The following is a 7,093-nucleotide window of genomic DNA, read 5'->3' as shown; positions in this document are numbered from 1 at the left end:
CGGCCGCCGGACGCGCACCGCGTCGGGCGCGGGTCGCCGCGCGTGCGGTGGCGACTGCTGCCGTGGTGGGCGCGCGTGATCGCCGTGTACCTCGCCGCCCGGGTCGTGTCGATCGCGATCGTGCTGCAGTTCGCGCACGAACAGGCCGCGAACGCCTGGACCGGCGCACGACCGGGGTACTTCGAGTACGCGAACATCTGGGACGGGCGCTGGTACGCGTACATCGCCGCCGCCGGATACCCCACCGAGCTCCCGATCACGGATGACGGCCACGTCGCGGAGAACGCGTGGGCGTTCCTGCCCGTGTTCCCGGGCATCGTCCGGATCTTCACCGCGGTCGGCGTGCCGTGGGACGTGGCATCCGTCGTCGTCTCGCTCGGGGCGGGTCTCGCCGCGGCGCTCGTCTTCCACCGGCTCATGTCGCGCTTCCTCGACCCGGACCAGGCGCTCTTCGCGGTCGTGCTGTTCTGCGTCGCACCCGTGTCGCCGATCATGGGCTTCGGCTACGCCGAGTCGCTCGGCTTCCTCTGGCTCGCGCTCGCCCTGCTCCTCCTCGTCGATCGCCGCTACGGATGGCTCGTCCCCGTGATCACCGTCTGGGCGTTCACGCGGCCGGGTGCGCTCGCGTTCGCGCTCGCGCTCGGCCTGCACTGGATCGTGCGCTGGTACACCCGGACCCGCGATCCGTTCCCCGTCCGCGAGCGCGTGCTCGCGGCATCCGTCGCCCTGTTCGCCGCCCTGGTCGGACTCGCCTGGCCGGCGATCGCGTGGGCGTTCACCGGCGAGCCGGCCGCGTACACCGACACCGAGCTCGCGTGGCGCGCGCCGTACATCGGCTACGTCGAGCTCGTTCCGCTCACGCCGTGGTTCCAGTCGGGAGACTGGTGGCTCGGCCAGCCGATGGGGACGATCCTGCCGATCGCGCTCGTCGTCGGATTCGGTGCGCTGCTCGTCACGCCGTGGGTGCGGCGCCTCGGCGTCGACATCAGGCTCTGGCTCGCGAGCTACGCGCTGTACCTCCTCGCGGTCTTCTTCCCGCAGTCGAGCACGTTCCGGCTGCTGGCGCCGCTCTTCCCGATCGCGGGCGCGTTCGCCGTGCCGCGTTCGCCGTGGTGGCGGGGTTCCCTCGTCGCGGTCTCGATCGCGCTCCAGGTGGCGTGGCTGCGGATCGGCTGGTTCATCGACGGCTACGACTGGACCCCGCCGTGATCGCCGGACCGCGATCCCGGTCGGGTGATCGGTCGGTGCACGGCGGGCGTCCCGCGCGTGAACGGCGGCCGCCGTCGTCCACAAAACGGAGCCCGGTGTCCCGGGGCGTCGCCGCGATGCGGGATAATGGAGATTCAGCCACGAAAGGGGTAGCTCAATGGCGGCCATGAAGCCACGCACTGGAGACGGACCGATGGAGGCTGTGAAGGAGGGGCGCCTCATCATCGTGCGCGTGCCCCTCGAGGGTGGCGGTCGCCTCGTCGTCTCGGTGAACGACGCTGAGGCCAAGGAGCTCTACGACGTCCTGGGCGGCGTCGTCAACGCAGCCTAGTCAGGCGCCCAGCTTCACGATCTGCAGCAGGCCGTCCCCGGCCGGCGAGATGGCGGTGACCACGGCGGTGGAGGACGCGAGCTCCGAGACGAGCCCGCGGAACGCCGTCGCCACGTCGTCTCGTCGCGCCGGGTCGGCCACCCTCCCCTTCCAGAGGGCACGGGCCACCAGCACGCTCCCGCCGGGCTTCGCCAGCCGGAGGCCGTGCTCGACGTACTCGATGACCGAGGCCGCGTCCGCGTCGACGACGACGAGGTCGTAGGAGCCCTCGTTCATCCGCGGCAGCACCTCGCCGGCGCGGCCCGCGATGAGGCGCACGCGCGCCGGGGCGATGCCCGCTTCCGCGAAGTGCTCGCGCGCATGCTGCTGGTACTCGGCCTCGGAGTCGATCGAGGTCAGGTGCGCCGAGCGCGCGGCCTGGAGCATCCACAGCCCCGACACGCCGACGCCGGTGCCCACCTCGATGATCGCCCGCGCGTCGCTCGCCGCCGCCAGCACCGCGAGTTGCGCACCCACGGCGGGCGAGACCGGCTCGACGCCGAGCTCGAGGGACTGCAGGCGTGCCTTCGCGATCGACTCGGACTCGACGACGGATTCGTCGACGTACTTCCAGTTCAGGTCGTGTTCGGACACGTGGCGGCTCCCGGAGTTCTGTCGACCCCCAAGCCTAGGGTGCACGGCAACGGTCGATCGCACGCCTCGCCGCCGACTATCCTTGAGCCCATGGGCGGCCTCACCTTCGACAAACTCCTCATCATCGGGGTGATCGCCGTCTTCGTGCTCGGTCCGGAGCGGCTGCCTCACTACGCCGCGCAGCTCGGCCGGTTCGTGCGATCGATGCGCGACATGGCGAACGGTGCGAAGGACCGCATGCGCGAGGAGATGGGTCCCGACTTCGACGACGTCGACTGGCGCAAGCTCGACCCTCGCCAGTACGACCCGCGGCGCATCGTGCGCGAGGCGCTCAGCGACGTGGACCCGTTCGCCGAGCCCGCGAAGCCGGTCGTCGCGCGTGCTGCGGTCAACGAGAACTCCGCCTACCTGCAGCGCAAGCGCAAGCTCGACGCGATCGCCGCCGGCGAGTCGGCGCCGTTCGACTCCGAGGCGACCTGAGCCCGAACCGGTTCGCGCGACTGCCCGCGACGGTCCGATCGAGCGGCTCCGCGGCGACGGCCTAGGCCCGGCGGATGGCGCGCAGCACCCTCGCGAGCAGCACCAGCGGGCCGCTGAGCCGGGCGTAGTCGCGTCCGGTGTGCGGGAGCGGGATCACGCGCGTGTTCACCGAGACCGTCACCGGGTCGACGAAGCGCAGGAGGCCCTCGCGTCCGTTGCGGCGTCCGATGCCGGACGCCTTGACGCCGCCCATGGGCGCGTCGACCGAGCCGAAGCTGCCCCGGTAGCCCTCGTTGACGTTGACGCTCCCGGCGTCGAGCTGGTCGGCGACGCGCAGGGCTCGCCGTGTCGACCCGGAAAGCACCGACGCGTTGAGGCCGTACTCCGACGCGTTCGCGGCAAACACCGCCTCCAGCTCGTCGTCGACGACGTGCAGCGATGCGAGCGCCCCGAACGTCTCCTCGTCGAGCACGCGCATGCCGGGCGCGACGTCCGTCAGGACCGTGGGCTCGAACGCCCACGGCCCCACGTCGGGTCGCAGGTTGCCGCCCACCAGCACGCGGGCGCCCTTGGCGAGCGCGTCGTCGAGGTGGCCGCGGATGCGATCGACCTGCGCCGCCGTCGCGAGGCTGCCGTAGTCGGCGTCGTGGTCGAGACCGGAGCCGATCCGGGGCTCGGCGAGCCTCGCGGCGAGTGCCGAGGCGAACGCGTCCGCGATGGTGCGCTGCACGTAGATCCGCTCGACCGACACGCACAGCTGGCCCATCGACGAGAAGCACGCGTGGGCGGCATCCGCGGCCGCCTGCTCGACGTCGACGTCGTCGAGGACGATCAGGGCGTTCTTCCCGCCGAGCTCGAGGGACGCGCCCACGAGCCGCCGCCCGGCCTTCTCGCCGATCCGCCGTCCGGTCGCGGTCGACCCGGTGAAGCAGATGTAGTCGGCCTCGTCGGTGAGCGCCTCGCCGACGTCGGCGGGATCGCCCGCCACCACGGCCCAGAGCGCCTCCGGCACCCCGGCGTCGATGAACGCACGACGGAGGGCGAGCACCGACAGCGCGCCCTGGTCGTCGGCCTTCTGCACGACGGCGCAGCCCGCGGCGAGGGCCGGGACCACGTCCATCGCCGCGAGGCTGATCGCGTAGTTCCACGGCGTGATCACGCCGACGACGCCCTTCGAGCGGTAGCGGATGCGCGTCGTGAGCGCCACCGGGATGCCGGCACGGCGGCGGCCGCCGCGGAGCACGGCGCGGGCCCTGACCGCGTTCCACCTCGTCACCGACAGGGCCTGGAAGACCTCCTCGAAGGCCTGGCCGCGGGTCTTCCCGCTCTCCAGCTGCGTCAGGTCGAGGAGTTCCTCGCGCCGGGCGACGATGAGGTCGTGCGCGCGGAGCAGGATCCGGCGTCGCGCGGCGAACCCTGCACGGGCCCATGCCACCTGTGCGAGGCGCGCGCGTGACACGGCGCCGCGGACGTCGTCCGCGCTCGAGAGCGGAAGGTCGACCAGGGTCTCGCCGGTCGCCGGCGTGGGGATCGCCCTCGTGCGGCCGGTCGTGGCGACGAGGTCGGCGACGAGCGCGTCGCGTGCGGGGCTCGGGGTGATGACGGCCGGGGTTCGGGTGGCGGCGTTGGACACCCGGCCAGCCTAGCCGCGGAGGGGACCGGGGGACCGTGTCCGGATCGGCATCGTCGAATGGGTATGCTTCCCCGCATGACCTCCCCGGAAGGGCTCTCGCGCGGCACCGTCGCCCGCTACGCCGTCGGCTCGATCGGCACGGGCGGCTTCGCCACGCTGCCCGGCCTCGTGCTCGTCTTCTACCTCACCGACACGCTCGGCGTGACCGCGCTGCTCGCCGGTCTCGTGGTGACCGCGGCGAAGGTGTGGGACGTGCTGATCGACCCGTGGATCGGCGATCGCAGCGATCACTCGCTGGCCGTGTCGGGCACCCGCCGGACGTGGATGCGGGTCGGCGCGCTCGCGATCCCGGTCGCGTTCGTCCTGACCTTCGCCGCGCCCGCCGGGCTCGGCCCCGTCGTCGCGGGCGTCTGGGTGATGCTGGCCTTCCTCGCCACCGCAACGGCCTTCAGCCTGTTCCAGGTGCCGTACATCGCGCTGCCCGCGGAGCTCACCGACGACTACGACGGGCGCACGAGGCTCCTCACGTGGCGCGTCGTCGTGCTGAGCTTCGCGATCCTCCTCTTCGGTGCTGGCGGGCCGATGCTCCGTCGCGCCGGCGGCGACGACGAGGCGCTCGGGTACCTCGTGATGGCCGTCGTGGCCGGGCTCGTCATCGGGCTCGGCATGCTGGTGGCCACGACGACCGCGCCCAAGGGAATGCTCGTGGAGCAGCGCGAGCGCCGCAGCCTCGGCGCGGGCTACGCCGAGGGGCTCGCCGCGCTGCGCCGCAGCCGGCCGTTCCGCCTGCTGCTGTCCGGCTTCCTCCTCCAGGGGCTGGCCACGGGCGTCATGCTGGCGGGCGCGAACTACGTCGCCGTCTGGGTGCTCCGCTCCGAGGACGCGCTGACGTTCCTCTTCGTCGCGCTCATCGGCCCCGCCATCCTGTGCGCACCCCTCTGGGGTCGGATGGCCCGCCGGATCGGCAAGGAGCGGGCGTACGTCATCGCGAGCCTCGCGTTCGCGGCAGCCGCCGCGGCCCTCGTCGGCATGGTCTGGGCGCCGGGCGCGTGGGTGTACGCCCCGGTCGCGATCGCCGGCGCCGCGTACGCGGGCATGCAGTCGCTCCCGATGGCGATGCTGCCGGACGTCGTCGCGCACGATGCGCGCACGAACGGCCCGGGACGGGCCGGTACGTTCGGCGGCGTCTGGACCGCCGGCGAGACCACGGGCATGGCGCTCGGGGCGACGCTGCTCACGATCGTCCTCGCGGCCACCGGCTACCTCGAATCGGTCGGCTCGACCGTCGTGGCCCAGCCCGAGGCCGCGGTCGGCGGGATCGCGCTGAGCTTCAGCCTGCTGCCGGCGGCGCTCGTGCTCCTCAGCCTCGTCCCGCTCCTGCGCTACCCGCTCCGGCGTGCCGACATCGACACCCCCGCCCCGACCGAGGAGATCGCCCGATGAACGCCTTCGAACGCGAGCCCGACGAGGTGCTCGCGGAACTCGCCGCGCTCCGAGAGGGCGACGCGCCCACGCACGGCGGTCGCGTGCTGTCGTACGTCTACGACTCGGGCCTCGCCGAGCTCGACGAGCTCGCCGCGCGCGCGGCGCGACTCGTGCAGCCCGTGAACGGGCTCGACCCGACGACGTTCACCTCGGTCGCGGCCATGGAGGCCGCGGTCGTCGGCTTCGCGCGCCGCGTGTTCCACGGCGACGGGGCCGAGCAGGGGTCGCCCGCGGTCGTCGGCTCGGTCACCTCGGGCGGCACCGAGAGCTGCCTGCTCGCGGTGAAGACGGCCCGCGACGTCTGGCGCTCGGCGCACCCGGGCGACGGGCGGATGCCTCGGCTCGTCGCCCCGACGACGGTGCACGCCGCCTTCCACAAGGCGGCCCACTACTTCGGGCTGGAACTCGACCTCGTGCCCGTCTCCGCGGTGACCGGCGCGCCGGAGGTCTCCGACGTCGTCGCCCGCCTCGACGACGACGTCGCACTCGTCGTGATGAGCGCGCCCTCGTACCCGTTCGCGACGCTCGACCCCGTCGGCGAGGTCGCGGCGGCGACCGGCCCGCGTGGGATCGCCCTGCACGTCGACGCCTGCATCGGCGGGTTCGCGCTGGCTTTCCAGGACGGGCAGCCCGAGTGGGACTTCAGGGTGCCGGGCGTGACGAGCCTCTCGGCGGACCTGCACAAGTACGGGTACGCGCCGAAGGGCGTCTCCGTGCTCCTGCAGCGCGGGCGCGACCGGCAGCGCCACCAGTACTTCGCGACGACCGCGTGGCCCGGCTACCCGGTCGTGAACCCGACGATGGCGGGCTCGAAGCCGGCCGGCCCGCTCGCCGCGGCGTGGGCGATCGTGCAGGTGCTCGGCGAGCTCGGATTCGCCGAGCTCACCGCCCGAGCGATGTCGGCGACCGCCGTGCTGCGGGACGCGATCGACGGGATCGAGGGGCTCGAGGTCGTCGGCGATCCCGTCGGCCCGCTCCTCGCCGTCCGGACCGACGCCTCCGTCCCGCCCGAGCGTCGCGTCGACCCGCACCACTGGGCCGATGCCGCGCGCGGCGCCGGGTGGCACCTCCAGCTGCAGCCCGGCATGCTCCAGTCCGACGGCACGGCACTGCCGCACACGACGCACCTGACCGTCACCCCGGTCACCGACCACGTGATCGGCGAGCTCGCCCGGGCGCTCCAGGTCGCGGCCGACGCCGTGCGCGGCCTGCCGGCGATCGACGGCGGTGCGCTCGTCGGCGGGCTCATCGATCGGCTCCCGGCCGGTGCGGATGCGCTCGCCGAGGCATCCGCGGGGCTCGACTCGGAATCCGCGGCCGCG

Annotated in this window: 7 protein-coding genes; 5 read left to right on the top strand and 2 right to left on the bottom strand. The window is 73.3% G+C overall.

Going from position 1 to position 7,093, the window contains the following annotated elements; genetic code table 11:
- The coding region (locus ESO86_RS08645; protein WP_422836484.1) for a glycosyltransferase family protein at window positions 1-1,209 on the top strand (1,209 nt) is incomplete at its 5' end.
- Window positions 1,210-1,366: 157 nt separating this feature from the next.
- A complete protein-coding gene (locus ESO86_RS08640; protein WP_019179788.1) occupies window positions 1,367-1,540 on the top strand; it encodes a DUF3117 domain-containing protein in 174 nt (57 codons plus the stop codon).
- Here ESO86_RS08640 and ESO86_RS08635 read toward each other — a convergent pair whose 3' ends face one another.
- Complete coding sequence (locus tag ESO86_RS08635; RefSeq protein ID WP_129234532.1) at window positions 1,541-2,173, bottom strand: O-methyltransferase; 633 nt, start codon at window positions 2,171-2,173, stop codon at window positions 1,541-1,543. It lies immediately after the preceding gene.
- 90 nt (window positions 2,174-2,263) lie between these two features.
- On the opposite strand from ESO86_RS08635, the gene ESO86_RS08630 reads away from it, so the two are divergent.
- Window positions 2,264-2,653, top strand: a complete 390-nt coding sequence (locus ESO86_RS08630) for a twin-arginine translocase TatA/TatE family subunit (protein WP_129234531.1) — start codon at window positions 2,264-2,266, stop codon at window positions 2,651-2,653.
- A 61-nt stretch (window positions 2,654-2,714) separates the two neighbouring features.
- On the opposite strand, the gene ESO86_RS08625 is transcribed toward ESO86_RS08630, so the two are convergent.
- Entirely contained in the window at window positions 2,715-4,286 is a 1,572-nt protein-coding gene (locus ESO86_RS08625) for a succinic semialdehyde dehydrogenase (RefSeq protein ID WP_242492288.1), read from the bottom strand.
- 75 nt (window positions 4,287-4,361) lie between these two features.
- Between ESO86_RS08625 and ESO86_RS08620 the strand changes: the two genes are divergently transcribed.
- Both ESO86_RS08620 and ESO86_RS08615 read left to right on the top strand, forming a co-directional pair.
- Window positions 4,362-5,729 carry an MFS transporter gene (locus ESO86_RS08620; protein ID WP_129234530.1) on the top strand — a complete coding sequence of 456 codons (1,368 nt, stop codon included), beginning with the start codon at window positions 4,362-4,364 and terminating at the stop codon, window positions 5,727-5,729.
- Window positions 5,726-7,093, top strand: a 1,368-nt coding sequence (locus ESO86_RS08615) for a pyridoxal phosphate-dependent decarboxylase family protein (protein ID WP_165307522.1), incomplete at its 3' end; no start/stop codon positions are given. The genes ESO86_RS08620 and ESO86_RS08615, both read left to right, overlap by 4 nt.

Source organism: Agromyces binzhouensis (genome assembly GCF_004135055.1).
GTDB lineage: Bacteria > Actinomycetota > Actinomycetes > Actinomycetales > Microbacteriaceae > Agromyces > Agromyces binzhouensis.
The sequence above is the reverse complement of the archived record's forward strand: the minus strand, read 5'-3'. Positions and strand labels throughout refer to the sequence as shown.